The organism is Truepera sp. (genome assembly GCA_032027045.1).
In the GTDB taxonomy this organism is placed as follows: Bacteria; Deinococcota; Deinococci; order Deinococcales; family Trueperaceae; genus JAAYYF01.
The window spans coordinates 882,135-902,216 of the sequence record JAVSMU010000001.1 but is presented as its reverse complement, the minus strand read 5'-3'; the positions used below and the strand labels follow the sequence as shown (position 1 = coordinate 902,216).

Below are 20,082 nucleotides of genomic sequence, written 5' to 3'. Positions count from 1 at the left end.
TCTCTGTGCGGTTTCGGTACTACGTTGTCGGGTGTCCGTTGCGGTTTCTTGGTCGTCTTTATTCGAGGACGGCGTGGATGTCGCGCTGGCTCAGGATCATCAGCTCCTGGCCGCCCAACTCGACCTCCGTGCCGCCATACTTGGCGAAGAGAACGGTGTCGCCGGGCTTGACTTCCATGGGTTCGCGGCTGCCGTTGTCCATGAGCTTGCCGGTGCCGACGGCGATGACCTTGCCGCGCTGGCTCTTCTCCTTGGCGCTGTCGGGCAGCACGATGCCGCTGACGGTGGTCTGCGGCTCGTCGATGACTTCCACCACGACCTTGTCGCCCAGCGGCCTGAGGTTCTGCTTCTTGTCTGCCATGGGTTCCTCCGTTTTCGTTCGGGACTTGTTATTGGCAGTCTCGCCATGCGAGTGCCAAACGTCCACATGGTATCCGTGGCACGAGCGAAGTGTCAAGCGAACTCAATCAAGGTCCTTGAGCGCAGCAGACTCAGGTCATCTGCACTGGGTCCGCTGACTCTCCGGAGCCGGCGGCGTCCGCCAGAGGCGGCCTCAGCCGCGCTTGATGCCGATGACCACCGCGGGAACGAAGGCGGCGGCGAACGGGATGTTGTAGGCGAGCACGCTCAACAGGCTGCGCCACGCCCGCTCCAGTGAGCTCGTCTCGAGGAGGGGGTCCACCGACGCCTGCACCGCGCCCCAGTCGACCGTCACGAAGCCCGACCACGCCAGCAGCTGAATGGCGACGAACAGGAGGCCGAGGGCCAGGGCCACGAGCTTACCGACCTTCTTGAGCGCGAAACCCGCCACGAAGCCGGCCACCGCCCCGAATGCGATCTGCTGGAGCCAAGGGAATACCGTGGACAGCTCGACGTTCACCGCCGGATTTTACCATGCGTGGCGGCGCCGCCCGTGTGGCGCGACTCCGCGATGGCATGCGCTCCGCAGCGGCACCGGGGCCCGGCCAGCGCCTCACCGCGCTGCGGTAACATCGACGGCGTGAGCGTAACTGGACCTGTCCGCACCTCGCCTGACGTGGCCGCCGCGCTGGCACGAGGCGCTGCCGTCGTGGCCCTCGAGTCCACCGTCGTCACTCACGGCCTCCCGAGGCCCCAGAACCTGGAGCTGGCGCGGCGCCTCGAGGAAGTGGTGCGAGAGGCGGGCGCCGTTCCCGCCACGGTAGCCGTACTGGCGGGCGAGATCCGGGTCGGGCTCACGCCAGCAGGTCTCGAGCGGCTCGCCTCCGGCGCAGCCGACAAGGCGTCGCTCTGGAACCTCGCCGCACTGGTCGCCGGCAAGCGCGACGCCGGCACCACCGTCGCCACGACGCTCTACGCCGCCCACTCAGCGGGCATCAAGGTCTTTGCCACCGGCGGTATCGGCGGCGTTCATGACGCGCCGTTCGACGAGTCGGCCGACCTCGTGGCGCTCGGCAGGTACCCACTACTCACCGTGTGCGCCGGGCCGAAGAGCATCCTCGACGCCGCGGCGACCACGGAGCGCCTCGAGACGCTCGGCGTACCCGTCGTGGGCTACCGCTCGCAGCACCTCGCCGGCTTCGTGGTCCCGGAGACCGACATCCCCCTCCCGGCCAGGGTCGAGACCCCCGAGGAGGCCGCCGCGGTGCTCAGGTCGCAGGAGGCACTCGGCCTCAGCGCCGGCGTGATCATCAGCAACCCCGTCAGCGCCGGGCTCTCTCGCGAGGAGTTCGACGGCTGGTTGAGTCGCGCCCGCCAGGCCGCCGCGAGCAAGCACGTGCGCGGCCGCGACACCACCCCCTATCTCCTCGCAGCTCTCGCCGAACTCTCGGAGGGTGACACGTTGAAGGTGAACCTCAGGCTCCTCGAGGAGAACGCCCGCTTGGCTGCGCGCATCGCGCTGGCCTACTCGGCCGCCATGCCACCCTCAGCGGCGGGAGTCGCGCCATGACGCAGGGCCAGGACCCACGAGAGAGCATGGGCGGAAACGCTCGCCTTGGCGGGCTCGACGAGTTGGGCGCCCTGCTCAGGCAGGCGCGCTCCTCGAAGGGGCTCGAGCTGGGCGACGTCGCCGAGCTGACGCACGTGCGCCGCGAGTACCTCAAGGCCCTGGAAGAGGGAAGGTACGACGACCTTCCCGAGGACGTCTATACGCGCAACTTCGTGCGCCTCTTCGCCCAGGCGGTCGGCGTGTCCGAAGCACAGGCCCTCGAGGTGTACCAGCGCGAGCGGCAGCGCGCCGGCGGGCTCACCACCCTGGAGGAACGCCTCGACAAGGAACGGCGCGGCGAGCCCCCGCCCAAACCGCATCGGCGCCCTGGCGGCGGCGGTGGCTTCCGCCTCAACCCAGCCGTGCCGACCGTCCTACTGGTCGTCGCCCTCGTGGCGCTCGCAGTGTGGGGTTACAACGCGCTCTTCTTCAGGGCCGGGCGGGTGCCCACGACTCCCGCCGCCTCGCCCCCCGGCGTGACCGCCCCACCCACCACGGAGGCGCCGCCGCCCGGTGGGCTCGCGGCCCCGGTCGCCGGGAGCCTCGAGCAGAGCGACCTCCCGGTCGGCGGCACGGTGTTGCTCGACGTCCTGACGGACCCGCCCGGCGCCAGGGTCGCCGTCGACGGGTTCATGCTTCCCGGCCTCACGCCCATCCGGGCGGCGCCGGTGACGGCTCGCGCCAACCGCACGCTACGCGTCAACTTGGACGGCTACGAGCCGGTCGAGCAGAACATCGACCTCAGCGAGGACCGCACCATCGAGCTGGACCTAAGACCCGTCACGGCGGCTGCCGGCGAAACGACGCCGGTGCCTCAAGCCCAGCCCGTCGCCAGCGGCGAGATCGTCATCCACGTGGTGGCCAAGAGCTGGCTCGAGGTCTACCGCGGGACGGTGCGCAACGAGGGCGAGCGCCTCGTCTACACCAACGCGGAGCCGGGCCAAACCTACCGCTTCTCGCTGCCCGTCTACGTTCATGCGGGCAACGCGGCGGGTGTCGAGCTCACGCTCGCGGGCGGCGCGCCGTTCACCATGGGCTCCTCCGGCGCCGTGGTGGGTCGCGCCTTCCCGGCGCAGTGACCCTGCCGCGATCGGCGCGCGCATGAGGGCGGGCACCGGCCCCGCCATGACCGGCACCCTGGCCGCTGCTTCTCTCAGGCAGAGGCCCCTGCGGACTTTCCTCACGGCCCTGGGCATAGCCGTCGCCGTTGCCGGCGCGGTCGTGTTCCTGTCGCTCGGGGAGGGCATCAGGAGCGTCTTCAGTGATCAGCTCGCGAACTTAGGGCCCGACATCCAGGTCACCTTCGGCCCTGCGTCGGGCGACTTCTTCCCCACCAGCCCCGACCTGCCAGCTCACTACCTGGGCGACCTGCAGGCGGCCGCCGACGAGCTCGGCATCCGGCTGGCGGTGCCCACGCTCCTCTACTTGCGCGGAGGCCTCAGCCCCAGCCAGTCGTACATCTTCGAGGGCCTGCCGGCCGACGTCGACTTATCGGACCTGTTCTTCGGCGCCGAGGCGCGAGAGGGCCGGCTCCTCACCGCCGCGGACGAGGGCCAGGGGGTCGCCGTCGTCGGGGCGAGCGCCGCCGAACGTGGCCGCCTCACGCTCGGCTCGACGTTGCGGCTCAACCCGAACGTGAGCCTCGAGGTCGTGGGTGTGGTCAGCGCGAACGGCGGTCTGCTCGACAACGTCATCGTGGCGCCCCTGACTACGCTGCAGCGCGCGATGGGCGTGACCGATCGGTACAGCCTGATAGCCGTCTCCAGCGTCAAGCCCGAGCGGGCCGCGGAGGTGGCCGCGGCCATCCAGCAGAAGTTCCCCGAACTGGGCGCCCAGACGCGCTCCGAGCTCTTCGAGCAGGTGAGCACCAGCCTCAAGGTCTCCGACGTCGTGCGCTTGGGGATCAGCGCCATCGCGCTCATCGTCGGGGCCATCGCCGTGGCCAACACCGTCATGATGAGCGTCTTCGAGCGAACGCGGGAGTTCGCCGTCATCCGCGCGGTAGGCGCCCGGCCACGCTTCCTGTTCGGGCTGGTCCTCACCGAGTCGCTGCTCCTGTCGCTGGCGGGCGCCGCGGTCGGCGTGGCCATCGGGCGCGCGGGCGTCTACTTCGTGAACCGCGTGGCCTACGACTACGTCGGGCTGCACGTGGCCCTCGTGACGCCCAGGCTGGTCGGCTTCGCCGTGCTGGTGGCCCTCGTCATGGGCCTCTCGTCGGGCCTGTTACCGGCCGCGAGGGCGTCGCGGATCCCGATCGCGGAGGCACTGGCGCGCGAGTGAGAGGGCGCCCGCGCGCGTGCCCTTCAGGTGAAGCGGCGCTCGGGCCACGCCCGAGTTATGAGCTTCGTCGCGCCGCGAAAGGGCTAGCGGTGCTTTAATGTGTCCCCATGCCACGTAAGCGTTCATATAGCCCACGGCTGGTCCTCCTCTGCCTCGCCCTGCTAGCGGGATCCGCTGCCGCGCAGAGCTACGAGTGGCGCGACGTGGTTCAGAAGGTGACCATAGGAGCGGACGACAGCGTCTTGGTGGACGACACCCGCACCCTCACCACCGACGGCAACTTCGGCGAAGCGTTCGTCTGCGTCCACCTCGAGGACGGCCAGAAGCTCACGCTGCTGGAGGGCTCGGGGGCCCTGGGCCCCGGCCCGGAGGCAACGGCCTACCAGCAACCCTGCGCCGACGGAACGCGGGGAACGGAGGTCGTGGTGAGGAACGCCACGCGCGTGCGGGAGCGGCGGGTGCGCTTCGTGTACCGCCTGAACGGGGTGCTCGATTACCGCAGCGACGTGGTTCAGTGGTACTGGCAGATCCTCGAGCAGGACCACCCACCGGTGCGCGGCTACAGCCTGAGCGTCACCGCCCCCGGCCCGAGCCCCGAACCCTACGACGCCTACGTCCACCGGTTCGCCAACCCGGAACTCCCCACGGTCAGCTTGAGCGAGGACCGGAGCAGGCTGAGCGTCGCCTTCGACCGCATCCCGGAAGGCGACGGCGTGGAGATCCGCTACCTGATGGACCCCGCGCTGTTCGAGACGAAGGGCACGAGGCCGGGGATGGAAGAGTTCCTCCTGGACGAGGCGAAGGTCGCGCGCGTGCAGACGCTCCTCCAGGTCAGGCGCTCGCCGTGGTGGGCCCTGATCCCCGCCGGGCTCCTGCTGCTCACCGCGCCTGGCGCAATGGGAGCCTACAGGCGCTACGGGCGCGAGCCGCGCATCGAGACGATGAAGTACCCGTTCGAACCGCCCTCGAGCCTACCGCCGGCGGCCGTCACCTCGATCATGTCGCAGCGGCCGAACCATTCCGCCATGGGTCCCGCCTTCCACGCCACGATCATGGACCTCATGCGGCGGGGCTACGGCGAGTTCGCCTCCAGCGGCAAGCGGCTGAAGGACTTCGCCATCGACCTGAAACTCGAAGCCGACTCGAGCACGCTGCTGCCCTTCGAGGAGAACGTCCTCGGCTACCTCAAGAGGGCCGCCCGCCCAGGCTCTCCCGACAAGCTGTCGGGCGCCGAACTGAAGGCTTATTCCCAACGCCACGCCTCGAGCTTCATGGCGAAGTGGGCGCCGGCCGTGCGCTCCTGGCTCGAGGCAACCACGGGCGGCCCGCTCACGACGGAGGAGAGCCGCAAGGCCGCCAAGAAGTGGTCCGGTCGCATGTTCCTCGCCCTCCTGGTGGGGATCGCGCTGGCCTTCTTCGTCAGCGGCCCCGCCAGGGTCTGGGTGATCGCCTTCGACATCGTCATCGCCATCGCGGCATTGGCGGCCTCCAACGCCATCATCTCGTGGCGGCCCGACATCGCGGAGGAGGTTTACGGCTGGCGCGGCTTCAAGCGCACCCTCACCGACTACACGCGCATGAAGGACGCCCCGCCCGACTTCTTCAAGCTGTGGGACGTCTACTACTGTTACGCCGCCGCCCTCGGGGTCGCGGAGCAGTACCTGCGCACACTAGGCAAGGCCGCGCCCCTGGCCGGCGTCGACGAGCGGACCCTGACGAGCCAGGCCGTCTGGCTCAGCGGCGGCAACGTCGCCAACCTCTCCAGCATGAGCGCGCTCAGCCAGTCGATCAGCAGCCTCTCCTCCGCGCTCAGTTCCGCGTCGGCTTCGGCCTCGTCGGGGGGTTCCTCGAGCGGCGGGGGTGGGGGCGGCGGCGGCGGTTCGTCCGGTGGCCGCTGAACGCGGTTAGCATGTGAGGGTGTTGCGCGCCGTCCAACTCACCAAGACCTACGTCACGCCGGCGGGCACGGTTGCCGCCCTCACTGCCGTGGACGCCGAGTTCCGGCCCGGGACGCTGACGACCATCGTCGGGCCCTCGGGTTCGGGCAAGTCGACGCTGCTCAACCTGCTGGCGGGCTTCGACACGCCGACCTCCGGCGACGTCCTCTTGGGAGGGAGCTCGCTGGCGTCCTTGAGCGAGCGAGGCCGCGCCCAGCTGAGGCTCCACCGCTTCGGGTTCGTGTTCCAATCGTTCAACCTCGTGGCGGTCCTGAGCGCCTGGCAGAACGTGGCCTTCCCTCTCGGCCTGGCAGGCGTCGACGCGGGCGCCAGACGTGCCAAGGCGACCGCGCTGCTTGCGCGCTTCGGGCTGGAGCAGCGCGCCGATCACCTGCCCGCCAAGCTGTCGGGTGGCGAGCGCCAGCGGGTGGGCTTAGCCCGCGCCCTCGTCAACGACCCCGACGTGGTCTTCGCGGACGAGCCCACGGGCAACCTCGACAGCCGCAGCGGCAAGGCCGTCCTCGCGGCGCTGCGTGAGGTGGCCGCCGAGGGGCGCACGGTCATCGTCGTTACCCACGACCTGAGCATCGCGGACAAGGCGGATGCCGTGTTGGAGTTACTCGACGGAATGGTGGTGGGCGCGCGGGGGGAGGCGACCGCCCCGGTTCCTGTTACTGCGGCCGCGGGAGGTACGGGAGCGTGAGCACGCGATCGCCCTCACACACCAAGGACCCGGTCGGGAGCAGCCACGCCCGCACCGCCGCCGTGTGGGGCGCAGCGCTGGTAGGACTGGGCGTGATGCTCGGGGCGTTCGGGGCCCACACCTTGACGGACCTCGTGAGCGAGGCCCGGCTGGCGACCTTCGAGACGGGCGTGAGGTACCAGGTCTACCAGGGTCTCGGTCTGCTGGCGCTGGCGGCACTATCGCAACGCGGCGCCCTGGCCGCGCGCTCGGCGCCGTTCCTCATCGCCGGTACCGTGGTCTTCTCGGGTTCGCTCTACGCGCTCGTGGCCGGCGCCCCGGGGTGGTTCGGGGCCGTAGCGCCCGCGGGTGGGGTGCTGATGATAGTGGGCTGGATCCTCGCCGCGTGGCACCTCGCCCGCTCAGCCTAAGGCGCCGCTCCCGAACACCCGCCGCAGGTAGTGGAAGGAGGCCTTGGGCGTGCGCTCAAGGGTCTCCCGGTCCAGGGCCACGCAACCGAACCTGCGCGTGAACCCGTCGCCCCACTCGAAGTTGTCGACAAGCGTCCAGGCCAGGTAACCCCTGACGTCGCAGCCCGCCTCCAGCGCGGCTGCCACGCCTCGGATGTAGCGGGCGAAGTAGGCCACGCGCGAGGCGTCGTCCACGGTGCCGTTCCGGACAGGCGGGTCCTCGTACGCCGCACCGTTCTCCGTGATCACCACCGGCGGGTTGCCGTACGCGCTCTTGAGTTCCAGCAGCGTCCGGGTGAGGGCCTCGGGGGCGACCCGCCAGCCCATCTGCGTGGCCTCGGTGCCCGCCCCCGGTGGCACGAGTTCGAGGCCGAGGGGGCCCCGGCCGAGGCGCACGCGCTGAAGCGTGTAGTGGTTGACGCCCAGGAGGTCGACGCGCTGCCGCATGGTCTCCTCGTCGCCCGCTCGCAGCAGGGCCTCGAAGAAACCCGCCATCGCGGCGGGGTACCTGCCCAGCAGGAGCGGGTCGAGGCTCGCCCGGTTGTAGGCGGCGTCGGCCAGGCTGGCGGCGGCGACGTCTTCCTCCCGCGGTTCGGTTCCGGGCTCTGCCGCGGGCAGGACCGGTTGCAGCGAAACGACCGACCCGAGCCGGAAACCGGCGTCCAGCGCCCGGAGCCGCGCGATGCCCTTGCCGACGGCCAGGTTCTGGTGGTGGATGGCCGCCAGGTAGGCGCTCAGGTCGCTGACGCCCGGCGCGTGCTGCCCCGTGAGGTGGCCCAGCAGCGCGTGCACGTTCGGCTCGTTGAGCATGAGGAAGGTCCGAACCCGGTCACCGAGGCGCCCCGCCACCGCCGCCGCGTAGTCGGCGAAGTAGTCGGCACAGTCGCGCGACGTCCAGCCACCGCGGTCCTGCAGGGCCTGAGGCAGGTCCCAGTGGTAGAGGCAGATCCACGGCTCGATGCCGGCGGCCAGCAGCGAATCGACGAGGCGCTCGTAGAAGTCGACGCCCGCCGGCGCCGGTCGGCCCCGCCCGGAGGGCAACCAGCGTGGCCACGACACGGAGAAGCGGTAGACGCGCGCGCCCAACTCGCGCATCAGCCCGACGTCCTCGCGGTAACGCTCGTAGTGTCCGGTCGCCACCGCACCGGTGGAGCCGTCAACGACGGCGCCGGGACGGGTAACGAAACGGTCCCAGATGGACTCGCCCCTGCCGCCCACTTGGGTCGCGCCCTCGATCTGGTACGCCGAACTCGACACGCCCCACAGGAAATCGTCAGGAAAGTCGCCCACGTATCGCTCCTCGCGGGTGGCGCCCGCCATGCGGCCGGCCGAGCTGCGCCCGCCATGCAGCGCCCGCCATGCAGCGCCCGCCATGCAGCGCCCGCCTTGCAGCGCCAACCTTGCCTTATACCGCCCGTCGTGCCCTGCGCCGCCTACGGCACAACGCGCCGCGCGTAGAGCATGGCATATCCAGCTCGGGGCCGGGGCTACCTGCTCACGCCGGGGTAGCATCTCGCGCATGGCCACGGAGGCACCCGGCTCTTCCGCGCCGCCCAGAAAGGTGTGGGCGGTGTTGGGCGTCGCGCTGCTGGCGGTCTCGTTCGCGTCGATCTTCATCCGCTGGGCGGACGCTCCGGGCGTGGTGGTCGCCTTCTACCGCATGGCCCTGGCAGGCATCCTCATGGCGCCGCTGACGAGGGCCGGGCTTCGCAGGACCCCGCCCAACGCCCGGGCATGGCGCGCCAGCCTGCTAGCAGGCCTCATGCTGGCCGTCCACTTCGCGGCGTGGATCACGTCCCTCAGCTACACGACCGTCGCGGCTAGCGTGTCCCTGCTCGCCTCCACGCCCCTTTGGGTCGTCCTCTTCGCCTGGACCTTCCAGCGGCGGCCGCCCAGCGCCGCACAGCTGACCGGCGTACTGGTCGCCGTCGGGGGCGCCGCGGTCGTGGGCTACGGCGACTTGGCGGGCGGCCCGCAGCCGCTCGTCGGCGACCTGCTCGCCCTCGTCGGAGCCGCGGCCGCGGGCGCGTACCTGCTCTTCGGGCGCCAGGCGCAGGCCAGCGGGATGGGTCTGCAGGCCTACGCGGGCACGGCCTACGCCGTGGCGGCGCTGGTACTGGCGCCGATGCCCCTGCTCGTCGGTGCGCCTTACCTGGGCTACCCGTTGTCGACCTACCTCTTCATCGCCTTGCTGGCGCTGATCCCCCAACTGGTGGGGCACACGGGCATCAACTACGCGGCCAAGCACTTGGACCCGACGCTGGTGGCGTCCACGCTCCTCACCGAACCCGTCGCGTCGGGGCTGCTCGCCCTGATCATCTTCAGTGAGCGACCGAGTCTGGCGACCATCGTCGGGGCCGCCATCCTGCTCGCCGGGATAGCGATCGCGGTGCGCGCCGCCCCGCAGCGCTGAAGGGTTCCAGCGGCCGACGCTCCGGCTCGCGGCGGCCAGGGAGCCCGGCGCAAGGTCTCCCCACCTCGTGCAAAAAGCCACGATTCCTGCTACCATATATGGCGTGCTTGGATATGTCGGAGATCACCTTACTCACCGACCACAAGCCCTCTCACCCAAGTTCCCGCCACCAATCGCCGCGCCAGTGCCTCACTGGAAAGCGGCCGGCGTCGGGCCGGGGGACGAGGCCGAACGAACGATAGCTTGCGAATCCGATTGACCACGCCGACCAGCGCGTGCCACGTGCACGCTTCGAAGGGAGCCAGCTGCTTTGAAAGACCAGGGGAAGACGTTCAAGATGGGTGACCAGGTCGTCCTACCGCCGTACGGCGTCGGGATCGTCGCCGGCACTACCGAGCGCGCCGTTGGAGGCGCCAACCAGAAGTACTACCAGGTCGAGTTCCCCAACGGAACGTCTCGCGCGTACGTGCCAGTCGCCGCTCCGCAGGGTGCCGGACTGCGCGCCGCCCTCACCAAGGACGAGGTTCAGAACGTCCTCGAACGGCTGCAGAACGGCCGCATCACGCTGCCCAAGCAGTGGGCCGCCCGCCACCGCAAGGTGACCGACCTGCTCACCACCGGTGACCCCTACCAGATCGCCACCTTGGCTAGCGAACTGCGCCGCTGGGACCTCGAGCGCGGGCTGCCCGACCTCGACCGCCAGGCCTACAGGCGCGCCTTGCGGCTCCTGGCGGGCGAGATCAGCGCGGTGTTGGGCATCAGCCATCAAGATGCTCGCGTCCTGATGGACGCCGGCGAGGAAGACGAACTCAACTAGTCCCGGCCACCGGGATGGTAGTAGCGCGCGCCGCGGCCTCAACCGCGGCGCGCTTCCTTGTGCTCCAGCCAGCGCAAGGCTATGGCGTAGGCGGCGAAGTCATCGACCAGCACGGGAGGGCTCAGCATCCCCCGCGGCACGAACCGCGCCAGCCCCCTGGGAGGGTTGGCGGCGTAGTAGAGCTCGCGCCCCTCGAGGGAGGTGCCCTCCTCCTCCACCAGCTCGGCGCCGAGGCCCCTGCTCGCCAACGCCGCGATCACTGCGGCACTACCCGTGCCGTCGCCGACTAGGATGGTGGCGCCGTCCGGCAGTTCCAGCGCGGCCAACGCGGCCGGCTCGATCACGAGGCCACGCTCCAACAGGCCGGCCTCGGTCACGAAGGCCACGCCCAGGTTCTTGCCAGGATCGAAAGCGACTATCATCTTCCCGCCCAAGCGTAGCAGGGCCCGCACCACGCGGCGACTGGAACCGGAACGCCCCGCGACCCCCTGATGGGGTCGCGGGGCGCAGAGGCTATCGGGCCCCGGGACGCGGACTAGACCGGGTCACCGGCCGCGTTGCCGCTCCGGGTCAGTTGGCCGCGTCGGGCTGCGGCGCTCCCTCGCCGGCGGCGGGGCGCACCACCTGAGCGGCGTGCTCCACGGGGCGCGGCGCGCTCGCGAGCTTCTCCAGCGAGCGCTCGTCCGCCACGCGCGTGCCACGGATGGCGGCCAGGCCGGTGCCCGCGGGCACCAGGCGACCGAGGATGACGTTCTCCTTCATGCCGACCAGGTCGTCGACCTTGCCCGCCAGGGCGGCCTCGGTGAGAACGTGGGTGGTGTGCTGGAACGACGCCGCCGACAACCAGCTCTTGGTCGAAAGCGAGGCCTTGGTGATGCCCAGCAGCAGGGGCTTCCAGGACGCGGGCGTCTTGCCCTCGGCGAGAAGTGACTCGTTGACTTCTTGGACGTCGAAGTGCTCGACCGTCTGCCCCTCGAGGAACTTGCTGTCACCGGCGTCGTCGATCTCGACGTACTTGAGCATCTGCCGGACGATGACCTCGATGTGCTTGTCGTGGACGCTCACGCCCTGGCCGCGGTAGACCTTCTGGATCTCGTCGACCAGGTACTGCTGCACGGCGCCGGGGCCGCGCGACTCCAGCAGGTCGTGGGGGTTCACGCTGCCGCGGGTGAGCGGCTGGCCGGCGACGACCGCGTCGCCCGTGTTGACGAGCACGCGCAGGTTGCGGTCCACGCGGTAGGCGCGGGAGAACTCGCCGTCCTCGCTCGTGACGGTGATCTGGAGGCGTTCCTTGTCTTCGTCGTCCTCGATGGCCACCACGCCGTCGAGTTCGGCGATGATCGCCTTGACCTTCGGCTTGCGGGCCTCCACCAGCTCGATCACGCGCGGGAGACCCTGCGTGATGTCGGCGCCGGTGGCGATGCCGCCCGTGTGGAACGTGCGCATGGTGAGCTGAGTGCCGGGCTCGCCGATCGACTCGGCCGCTATGACGCCGACGGCCTCGCCAAGGCTGACCTCGCGCATCATCGACATGTCGAGGCCGTAGCACTTGCGGCATACGCCCGCGCGGGTCTGGCAGGTGAGCGGGCTCCGAACGGCCACGCTGCGCAACTCAGGACGCTCGGCCATGGCCTTGACGATGGCGTCCACGTCCTCCTTGTATAGGAGCGCCCCGGCCTGCAGGGTGCGCCCTCCAACGTCGAGGTCGAGGGCCAACCTGCGGCCGTAGAGGCTCATGTCGATCTGGCTCTTGGGCCTTGCCCGCTCGCCCTCGTAGAGGCCGATGGTCTCGAAGTCGGCGCTGCCACAGTCGTCCTCGCGGACGACGACCTCGTGGGCCACGTCGACCAGCTTACGGGTCAGGTAGCCGGAGTCGGCCGTTCGCAGCGCCGTGTCGGCACCGCCCTTACGGGCGCCGTGCGTCGAGATGAAGTACTCGAGGACGTCGAGTCCCTCGCGGAAGTTCGCGCGGATGGGCAGTTCGATGGTCTCGCCCGACGGGTTGGCCATCAGGCCCCGCATGCCGGCCAGCTGGCGGATCTGCTGGGGGTTGCCACGCGCGCCCGACTGGGCCATTACGAAGAGCGGGTTGAACGGCATGTTCGTCTGGAAGTTCTCGAACACCGCGTCCTTCACCTTCTCGGTCGTGTCGTTCCACAGGCGCACGACCTGTTGGTAACGCTCGGAGTCGGTGAGGAAGCCGCGCTGGAAGGCGGAGTTGATCTTCTCCAGCTTCTCCTCTGCCTCGGCGAGCAGCACTTTCTTCTTGGGTGGGATGGCGACGTCGTCGATGCCGATGGTGATGCCGGAGGTGGTCGAGAGCTCGAACCCGTACTGCTTGAGGCCGTCAAGCAGGGCCGCCGTCCGCTCGACGCCGAGCCGCTTGTAGGTCTCGACGACCAGGTCGCGCAGGGCGCCGCGCTCGTAGACCGTGTCGTAGCGCAGAAGGTCACGCGGCACGTCGCCGCCGGCCTCGAGGGTCTCCTTGACCATGCGGGCGAACAGGAGCCGGCCGGGGCTCGTCTCGAGCACCTCGCCGTCGACGCGGGTCGTGACCACGTCCTGCATGTCGATGCGGTGCTGGTCGACTGCCAGGAGCGCCTCGTCGACGTTGCCGAAGCGGTAGACGATGCGACCGATGCTCGTGCTCTTGCCGGCCACTTCGATGCGCGAGTTCAGGTCGACCTCGCCCTTGTCGAAGGCGGCGATGGCGGCGGCCTCGTCGGCGAACTCGGCGCCGATGCCGCGGTGCCCCGTGTGGAGCTGAGTGAGGACGTAGAGGCCAAGGATGATGTCGCGGGTGGCCTGGACGTTGGGGTTGCCGTGCGCGGGGCTCAGGAGGTTGTGGCTGGAGAGCATCTGCAGCCGCGCCTCGGACTGGGCGTAGACGGACAGCGGCACGTGGATCGCCATCTGGTCGCCGTCGAAGTCGGCGTTGAACGCCTCGCACACGAGCGGGTGGAGCTGGATGGCCTGGCCTTCGACCAGCACCGGCTCGAAGGCCTGGATGCCGAGGCGGTGCAACGTCGGGGCGCGGTTGAGCAGCACCACGCGGTCCTGGATGACCTCCTCGAGGGCGTCCCAGACCTCGTCCCTCGCGTCGCGGTAGCGCTCGAGCATCTTGCGGGCGCTCTTGATGTTCGAGACGATGCCGCGCTCCTCGAGCTTCTTGAAGAGGAACGGCTTGAACAGTTCGAGGGCCATGCGCTTGGGCACGCCGCACTGGTGCAGCTCAAGCTGCGGGCCGACGACTATGACCGACCGGCCCGAGTAGTCGACGCGCTTGCCGAGCAGGTTCTGGCGGAAGCGGCCCTGCTTGCCGCCGAGCAGGTCGGTGAGGGAGCGGAGGGGGCGGTCGGAGCCGGGGTGCACGACCGCGCTGCCGCGCCGGCCGTTGTCGATGAGCGCGTCGACGGCCTCTTGCAGCATGCGCTTCTCGTTGCGCACGATCATCTCGGGCGCCCCCTGCTGCATGAGCTTCTTGAGGCGGTTGTTGCGGTTGATCAGGCGGCGGTAGAGGTCGTTGAGGTCGGAGGTCGCGAAGCGGCCACCCTCGACCTGCACCATGGGCCGCAGGCTCGGCGGCATGATGGGCACCGCTTCGAGGATCATCCAGGCCGGCTTGTTCTCGCCGTCGCTCGTGCCCGACTGGAGGAACGCGCGGGTGATCTCCAGGCGCTTGCGTGCCTTGGCGCGCTTGTGGCGGCTCTGGGAGGTCATCTCCTCCTCGAGCTCGCTCTCGAGGGCCTTCAGGTCGATGGCCTCGAGGAGCTCCCTGATCGCTTCGGCGCCCATCTTGGCCTCGAAGTCGTAGCTCTCGATGACGCGCACCTGGCGGCGCACCAGGTCGATCTCGACGCGACCCTCGATATCGGACTTGATCCGGCCGTCGTCGGCGAGGTCGTCGCCGCGGCGGACGCGGTCGCCGTTCACCACGATGGGTTCGTCCTCGTAGGCGTACACGCGGGCGCGCGACACGACGATACTTGCCGGGTGGGACAGCCGCACGGTGCCGGACGCGGCCGCCGTGATCTCCTGGGCGGCGTCGATGGCGCCCACTACCTTCTCGCCCGGGCGGACGGTGGCGCCGTCGCCGACGAGGACGTGCATGGTCGGGTTCGTCTCGTGAGCCTCGGTGCGGTCCCACTCGACCTTGAGCGTGACGGTGACGTTGGTGCCCTTGGCCTTGCTCGTGCGCAGGGAGGCGGAAGCCGCCTGCGGCAACGTGAGCGTAGTGCCGGCCTTGGCGCGGGCCAGCTCCGCGCCGGCCTCCACGAACTCGCCGCCGGCCACGAGCGGCTCGCAGCCGGTGGGGAGCAGGTACGAGGCGATCACCTCTTCGGTGTCGACGTCGTGGATGGCGAGGATGCCGCCGCTCTCACCTATCGGTAGGAGCTCGACCACGCCTTCCGCTTCGCCGGTCACCACCAGGTCGCCCGCGAGCTCGGCGAGCGGCTGCCCGCCCGCGTAGCTCTCCTCCTCGATCCATTCCTTCTTGCCGAGGACGATGCGCGCGTCGCGCGACTCCTGGTATTCCAGCGTTATCCGCCGGGGGAAGCGGTACTGCGCGATGCCCGCGATCTTGGCCTTCACGCCCTTGGCGAGCTGCTGGCCGGGCTCGACCGCCTCACCGTCACCGACGACGGCGTCCTCACCGCCGGAGACCGAGTAGGTCTCCTGCTGGCCGTAACGCAACTGCCGGTACTCGTCGTCGCTCAGCAGGTCGCCCCGCTTGAGCGGCCGGCCGTCCGGGAGCCGCGCGTCCTGAGGGTCCGTCACGATGTACTTGGCGAAGTAGAGGACCTGCTCGAGTTGGGCGGTGGACAAGTTGAGCAGTCCACCGATCTTGTTGGGGATGTCCTTGACGTACCAGATGTGCGCGCAAGGGGTCGCGAGCTCGATGTGCCCCATGCGGTAGCGGCGCACGGTGGCGCGAGTTACCTCCACCCCGCAGCGCTCGCACGTCTTGCCCGCGAAGCGCTGGCCGCGGTACTTGCCGCACGAGCACTCCCAGTCCTTCTCGGGTCCGAACACGCGCTCGTCGAACAGGCCGTCGCGCTCCGGCTTGAGCGTGCGGTAATTGATGGTCTCGGGCTTGGTGATCTCCCCGTAACTCCAGTCGCGGATGCGCTTGGGCGAGGCGATCTGGATCTTGACTTGCGTGAACTCGCGAGGCTGTTCCTTCACTCGCGGGCCGTCGCGGAAGCTGTGTTGTCTGATTTGGTCGCTCACCAGTGCCGTCCTGTCTCGTCGAAGATGCTCACGGGTCTGTCGTCGGCGTCTAGTACCGTCACGTCCAGTCCGAGGGAGTGGAGTTCCTTCACCAGCACCTTGAACGACTCGGGGATGGTCGGCTCGAGGACGTCGTTCCCCTTGACGATCGCCTCGTAAGCGGCGTTGCGGCCGTCGATGTCGTCGGACTTGATGGTCAGCATCTCCTGCAGAGTGAAGGCGGCTCCATGGGCCTTGAGGGCCCAGACTTCCATCTCACCCAAGCGCTGGCCGCCGAACTGCGCCTTGCCTCCGAGCGGCTGCTGGGTGATCAGGGAGTAGGGGCCGGTGGAGCGGGCGTGCATCTTGTCCTCGACCATGTGATAGAGCTTCATGATGTACATGATCCCGACCACGATGGGGGCGTCGATGGCCTCCCCCGTGCGGCCGTCGAAGAGCACCGACTTGCCCGAGCGGGCGAGGGCGTGGTGCGCCTCGGTGGCGGTCAGCTCGCGGTCGATGATGCCGAGCTTGCCCGCGCGCCGGTATACCTCCAGCTCGCGCTGGTCGTTGCCGAAGCCGGCGGCCACGTCCTCGTCCGTCTCCTTGTTGGCGGCGGACTCGAGGAGGTCCTTGATCTCCTCCTCGCGCGCGCCGTCGAAGACGGGCGTCACGTACGAAACGCCGTGCTTCAGGGCCGCCAACCCCAAGTGGGTCTCGAGGATCTGGCCAAGGTTCATGCGCGAGGGGACGCCGAGGGGGTTGAAGACCATGTCGACGGGGGTGCCGTCGGCGAGGAACGGCATGTCCTCGGGGGCGAATATCTTGGCGACGACGCCCTTGTTCCCGTGGCGGTTCGCCAGCTTGTCACCCTCGATCAGGCGGCGCTTCTGCGCCACGTAGACGCGCACCATCTCCTGAACGCCCGGTTTGAGTTCCACCCCGTGATCGCCCTTGCGGAAGCGGACGGTGCGCAGCACGATGCCGCCGTCGCCCGGCGGGACCTTGAGCGAGGTGTCCTTGACCTCCTTGGCCTTCTCGCCGAAGATCGAGCGCAGCAGGCGTTCCTCGGGCGTCGGGTCCTTCTCGCCCTTGAAGCTGGTGTGGCCGACGAGGATGTCCCCCTGGCGCACCTCTGCGCCGATGCGCACGACGCCGTCCTCGTCGAGGTCGCGCAGCGCTGCTTCGGACAGGCCCGGGATGTCGCGGGTGATCTTCTCGGGGCCGAGCTTGGTGTCGCGCGCTTCCTTCTCGAACTTCTCGATGTGGACGCTCGTGAAGGCGTCGCTGCGAACGAGGTTCTCCGACAACACGATGGCGTCCTCGAAGTTGTAACCGTCGAAGGGCATGAGCGCGACGAGCACGTTCTGGCCCAGCGCCAGGCGCCCCACGTCCGAGGCGGGACCGTCGGCGATCGCCTGGTCGACGACCACCTTGTCGCCGAGGCCGACGACGGGCCGCTGGTTCAGGTTGGTGTTCTGGTTGGAACGCTGGAAGCGGGTGAGCAGGTACTCGCGCTCGATGCCCTTCGCGTTCTCGGTGACGATGCGGTTCGCGTCGACGTACGTGACGGTGCCGGCCTCGGTGGCCAGGACGACGGTCCCGGAGTCACGCGAGACGCGCTCCTCCACGCCCGTGCCGACGAACGGCGCCTGCGCCCTTATGAGCGGAACGGCCTGGGATTGCATGTTCGAACCCATGAGCGCGCGGTTGGCGTCGTCGTGCTCGAGGAACGGTATGAGCGACGTGGGGACCGAAATTATCTGCTTCGGCGACACGTCCATGAAGTCGACCTGATCGGCGCTGAGGAACACGGCGTCGCCCAGCTTGCGGGCCACTATCGTCTCGGTGGCGAACGTGCCGTCGTCGTTCAGCGGCGTGTTCGCCTGCGCGATGAGGACCTTGTCCTCGTCGTGCGCATCGATGTACACGACCTCGTCGGTAACACGTCCTTTCACGACACGCCGGTAAGGCGCCTCGATGAAGCCGAGCTTGTTCACCTGGGCGAAGCTCGCGAGTGAGGTGATGAGGCCGATGTTGGCGCCTTCCGGCGTCTCGATCGGGCAGATGCGACCGTAGTGCGTGCGGTGAACGTCGCGGACGTCGAAGCCGGCCCGTTCGCGCGTGAGGCCGCCCGGCCCGAGGGCCGAGATGCGGCGCTTGTGGCGCAACTCGGAGAGCGGGTTCACCTGATCCTTGAACTGACTGAGCTGGCTGCGGCCGAAGAACTCGCGAAGCGCCGCCACGATCGGGCGGCTGTTGACCAGTTTCTGCGGCGTGGCAGCGTCGGGGTTGCCCAGGAGCATGCGCTCGCGCACGCCCCGCGCCATGCGGCCAAGGCCGACGCGGATCTGGTCGGCAACGAGTTCCCCGACGGTCCGGATGCGGCGGTTCCCCAGGTGGTCGATGTCGTCGCCCTCGTAACCCTCGTCGCCGGACTGAAGCCTCACGAGGTACTGCAGGGTGGGAACGAGACCGAAGTCGACGAAACGCCCATCCTCGAAGCCCAACAGGGTGTTGGACTCGAAGTCGAGGGAGAGCTTGGTGTTCATCTTGAAGCGGCCCGCGTCGCCGAGGTCGTAGCGCCGCGCGTCGGCCAGCAGGCCGACCAGGTACTGCGTCGCCTTCTCGACCTTCGGAGGATCGCCCGGGCGCAGCAGCGTGAACAGGCGCAGCAGCGCCTCGTCCGAGCCGATGTCCGCAGCGCCCTCCGACTCGAGGGTTGCGTCTATCACGCTTTCGTGGCCCGCGAAGAGTTCGCGGATGCTGACGTCGCCGTAGCCGAGGACGCGCAGGAGGAGGGTGAACGGGAACTTGCGCTTGTTCACCTTCATCCACAACACCCCGGAGTTGTCGAACTCCACCTCGATCCAGGGGCCGCGCTTCGGCATGGGGATGATGCTCGCCGTGTAGCGCATCACGTTCGCGGTCGTCAGGGAGCCGGTGAAGTAGACGCCAGGGCTGCGGTGGATCTGCGAGACGATCACGCGGTCGGCGCCGTTGATGATGAAGGAGCCGTCGTCGGTCATGAGCGGTAGGTCGCCCAGGAAGACCTCGTCCTCCTTGATCAGCCCCGTGTCTTTGTGAACGAGCTGCAGCTTGGCGAAGAGGCCCGCCTGATAGGTGAGGTCCTTCTCGCGGCACTCCTCGGGGTCGTACTCGGGCTCGTCGAGCCTGTACTCGAGGAAGTCGAGGACGAGGTCGGTCTGCCGGCCGCGCTCGGTCTCGTCGATGGGGAACACCTCGCGGAAGGCCGCCTGCAGTCCGACGTTGTCACGCTCGTGAGAGGCCCGCCCACGTTGCAGCAGGTTGTCGTACGAGGTGATCTGGATGTTGGTCAGGTTCGGTAGTTCGATGACTTCCTTGATCCTGCCGAAGTTCCGGATCTCGCGCATCTTCATCCCTTCGTTGTCAGCCGGGTCTGGCGATCGGTGCGCAGCGCCCCGGCGCTTCTGCCGCGGCGCGCGTCTCGCGCCGACCGGCCTCCGCTACCTGGGCGTTGCATGTTCGGGTGGGTCTGTGAGTAATATGCGTTTACGACTCCTGGGCCGCCCGGTACCCGTCTGGTACGAGGAGCGGAGGGAGCGCGAGTCGACACGAAGTCACCGCGCGGCCGCGTGGGCCCTCGCGTTGTGCGTTCGGTCATCAAGATAGGTTTCCGCAGGTCAATCGTCTGGCCTCCCGGCGACCATCTACTCTAGCAGTGCTTTCTTGCAAGGCCGGTAGCGTCCACCCCTCCGCCACCTGACTCTCTCGCCTTAACTTGCCCTTCTCTCTTGCTGGGAACTTCTTGTGCCCCTAGGGGCGGCGCGTGACGAAGCGTCCGCGCCGCCGCGAAGGGTCATGCCGCTCGCGCGGCATCGCATCCTGGCGCCCAGTGGAAACGACCGGCCCGGTGGCCGACCGACTCCAGGTGAGCCTAGCTGACCTCGACTTCGGCGCCTGCGGCTTCGAGCTTGGCCTTCACTTCGGCGGCCTCTTCCTTGCTGACCGCTTCCCTGACGACCCCGCCGGCCTCTACCAGGTCCTTGGCTTCCTTGAGCCCGAGGCTGGTGATGGCGCGGACCTCCTTGATGACGCTGAGCTTCTTCTCGCCGGTGGTGGACTTGATGGTGACGTTGAACTCCGTCTGCTCCTCCACGGCCTCGGCGGCGGCGGCGGGGCCCGCCATCATCATGCCCATGGGCATGGCGGCAGCCGCCTCGACGCCCCACGTCTCCTTGAGGGTGTCTACCAGGTCCACTAGCTCGAGCACGGTCAAACCACCGAGCTGATCGATCAAAGCCTGTTTATCGAAAGCCAT

The 20,082-nt window shown here is 68.9% G+C and carries 15 protein-coding genes; 8 read left to right on the top strand and 7 right to left on the bottom strand.

Going from position 1 to position 20,082, the window contains the following annotated elements:
* Positions 1-58: 58 nt before the first annotated feature.
* Together groES and ROY82_04025 are read right to left on the bottom strand one after the other, a co-directional pair.
* Positions 59-361 carry a co-chaperone GroES gene (gene groES, locus ROY82_04030; protein ID MDT3681635.1) on the bottom strand — a complete coding sequence of 101 codons (303 nt, stop codon included), beginning with the start codon at positions 359-361 and terminating at the stop codon, positions 59-61.
* Between the two features lie 192 nt (positions 362-553).
* Complete coding sequence (locus ROY82_04025) at positions 554-880, bottom strand: FUN14 domain-containing protein (protein ID MDT3681634.1); 327 nt, start codon at positions 878-880, stop codon at positions 554-556.
* A gap of 120 nt (positions 881-1,000) precedes the next feature.
* Here ROY82_04025 and ROY82_04020 point away from each other — a divergent pair, with 120 nt between their 5' ends.
* The 6 genes from ROY82_04020 (at position 1,001) to ROY82_03995 (ending at position 7,299) form a co-directional block, all read left to right on the top strand.
* Positions 1,001-1,930 carry a pseudouridine-5'-phosphate glycosidase gene (locus ROY82_04020; GenBank protein MDT3681633.1) on the top strand — a complete coding sequence of 310 codons (930 nt, stop codon included), beginning with the start codon at positions 1,001-1,003 and terminating at the stop codon, positions 1,928-1,930.
* Positions 1,927-3,048: a DUF4115 domain-containing protein gene (locus tag ROY82_04015; GenBank protein ID MDT3681632.1), complete on the top strand. Its 1,122-nt coding sequence runs from the start codon at positions 1,927-1,929 to the stop codon at positions 3,046-3,048. The genes ROY82_04020 and ROY82_04015 overlap by 4 nt, the downstream gene beginning before the upstream one ends.
* A gap of 22 nt (positions 3,049-3,070) precedes the next feature.
* The gene (locus ROY82_04010; protein ID MDT3681631.1) at positions 3,071-4,249 is read left to right on the top strand and encodes an ABC transporter permease; all 1,179 of its coding nucleotides are present in this window, start codon (positions 3,071-3,073) and stop codon (positions 4,247-4,249) included.
* Positions 4,250-4,356: 107 nt separating this feature from the next.
* Entirely contained in the window at positions 4,357-6,147 is a 1,791-nt protein-coding gene (locus ROY82_04005) for a DUF2207 domain-containing protein (GenBank protein ID MDT3681630.1), read from the top strand.
* A 19-nt stretch (positions 6,148-6,166) separates the two neighbouring features.
* Complete coding sequence (locus ROY82_04000) at positions 6,167-6,889, top strand: ABC transporter ATP-binding protein (GenBank protein ID MDT3681629.1); 723 nt, start codon at positions 6,167-6,169, stop codon at positions 6,887-6,889.
* Positions 6,886-7,299 carry a DUF423 domain-containing protein gene (locus ROY82_03995; GenBank protein MDT3681628.1) on the top strand — a complete coding sequence of 138 codons (414 nt, stop codon included), beginning with the start codon at positions 6,886-6,888 and terminating at the stop codon, positions 7,297-7,299. Before ROY82_04000 ends, ROY82_03995 begins: the two co-directional genes overlap by 4 nt.
* Here the strand turns inward: ROY82_03995 and ROY82_03990 are convergent.
* Positions 7,291-8,712 carry a GH1 family beta-glucosidase gene (locus ROY82_03990; protein MDT3681627.1) on the bottom strand — a complete coding sequence of 474 codons (1,422 nt, stop codon included), beginning with the start codon at positions 8,710-8,712 and terminating at the stop codon, positions 7,291-7,293. The genes ROY82_03995 and ROY82_03990 overlap by 9 nt on opposite strands.
* Before the next feature lie 145 nt (positions 8,713-8,857).
* Here ROY82_03990 and ROY82_03985 point away from each other — a divergent pair, with 145 nt between their 5' ends.
* Entirely contained in the window at positions 8,858-9,751 is an 894-nt protein-coding gene (locus tag ROY82_03985) for a DMT family transporter (GenBank protein ID MDT3681626.1), read from the top strand.
* A 310-nt stretch (positions 9,752-10,061) separates the two neighbouring features.
* Complete coding sequence (locus ROY82_03980; GenBank protein ID MDT3681625.1) at positions 10,062-10,568, top strand: CarD family transcriptional regulator; 507 nt, start codon at positions 10,062-10,064, stop codon at positions 10,566-10,568.
* A 38-nt stretch (positions 10,569-10,606) separates the two neighbouring features.
* Here ROY82_03980 and ROY82_03975 read toward each other — a convergent pair whose 3' ends face one another.
* From ROY82_03975 to rplL, 4 genes are all read right to left on the bottom strand, one after another.
* On the bottom strand, positions 10,607-10,990 hold the full coding sequence (locus tag ROY82_03975; GenBank protein MDT3681624.1) for a hypothetical protein: 384 nt from the start codon (positions 10,988-10,990) through the stop codon (positions 10,607-10,609).
* Between the two features lie 148 nt (positions 10,991-11,138).
* A complete protein-coding gene (locus tag ROY82_03970) occupies positions 11,139-15,755 on the bottom strand; it encodes a DNA-directed RNA polymerase subunit beta' (protein ID MDT3681623.1) in 4,617 nt (1,538 codons plus the stop codon).
* A 41-nt stretch (positions 15,756-15,796) separates the two neighbouring features.
* A complete protein-coding gene (locus ROY82_03965) occupies positions 15,797-19,174 on the bottom strand; it encodes a DNA-directed RNA polymerase subunit beta (protein MDT3681622.1) in 3,378 nt (1,125 codons plus the stop codon).
* 524 nt (positions 19,175-19,698) lie between these two features.
* Positions 19,699-20,082, bottom strand: a complete 384-nt coding sequence (rplL, locus tag ROY82_03960) for a 50S ribosomal protein L7/L12 (GenBank protein ID MDT3681621.1) — start codon at positions 20,080-20,082, stop codon at positions 19,699-19,701.

What these genes read in the sequence shown, in the direction of transcription:
- ROY82_04015 (MDT3681632.1), top strand. Translation starts at nt 1,927, where the DNA reads ATGACGCAGGGCCAGGACCCACGAGAGAGCATGGGCGGAAACGCTCGC.
- ROY82_03990 (MDT3681627.1), bottom strand. Translation starts at nt 8,712, where the DNA reads ATGGCGGGCGCTGCATGGCGGGCGCTGCATGGCGGGCGCAGCTCGGCC.
- groES (MDT3681635.1), bottom strand. Translation starts at nt 361, where the DNA reads ATGGCAGACAAGAAGCAGAACCTCAGGCCGCTGGGCGACAAGGTCGTG.
- rplL (MDT3681621.1), bottom strand. Translation starts at nt 20,082, where the DNA reads ATGGCTTTCGATAAACAGGCTTTGATCGATCAGCTCGGTGGTTTGACC.
- ROY82_04010 (MDT3681631.1), top strand. Translation starts at nt 3,071, where the DNA reads ATGAGGGCGGGCACCGGCCCCGCCATGACCGGCACCCTGGCCGCTGCT.
- ROY82_03985 (MDT3681626.1), top strand. Translation starts at nt 8,858, where the DNA reads ATGGCCACGGAGGCACCCGGCTCTTCCGCGCCGCCCAGAAAGGTGTGG.
- ROY82_03965 (MDT3681622.1), bottom strand. Translation starts at nt 19,174, where the DNA reads ATGCGCGAGATCCGGAACTTCGGCAGGATCAAGGAAGTCATCGAACTA.
- ROY82_03975 (MDT3681624.1), bottom strand. Translation starts at nt 10,990, where the DNA reads ATGATAGTCGCTTTCGATCCTGGCAAGAACCTGGGCGTGGCCTTCGTG.
- ROY82_04005 (MDT3681630.1), top strand. Translation starts at nt 4,357, where the DNA reads ATGCCACGTAAGCGTTCATATAGCCCACGGCTGGTCCTCCTCTGCCTC.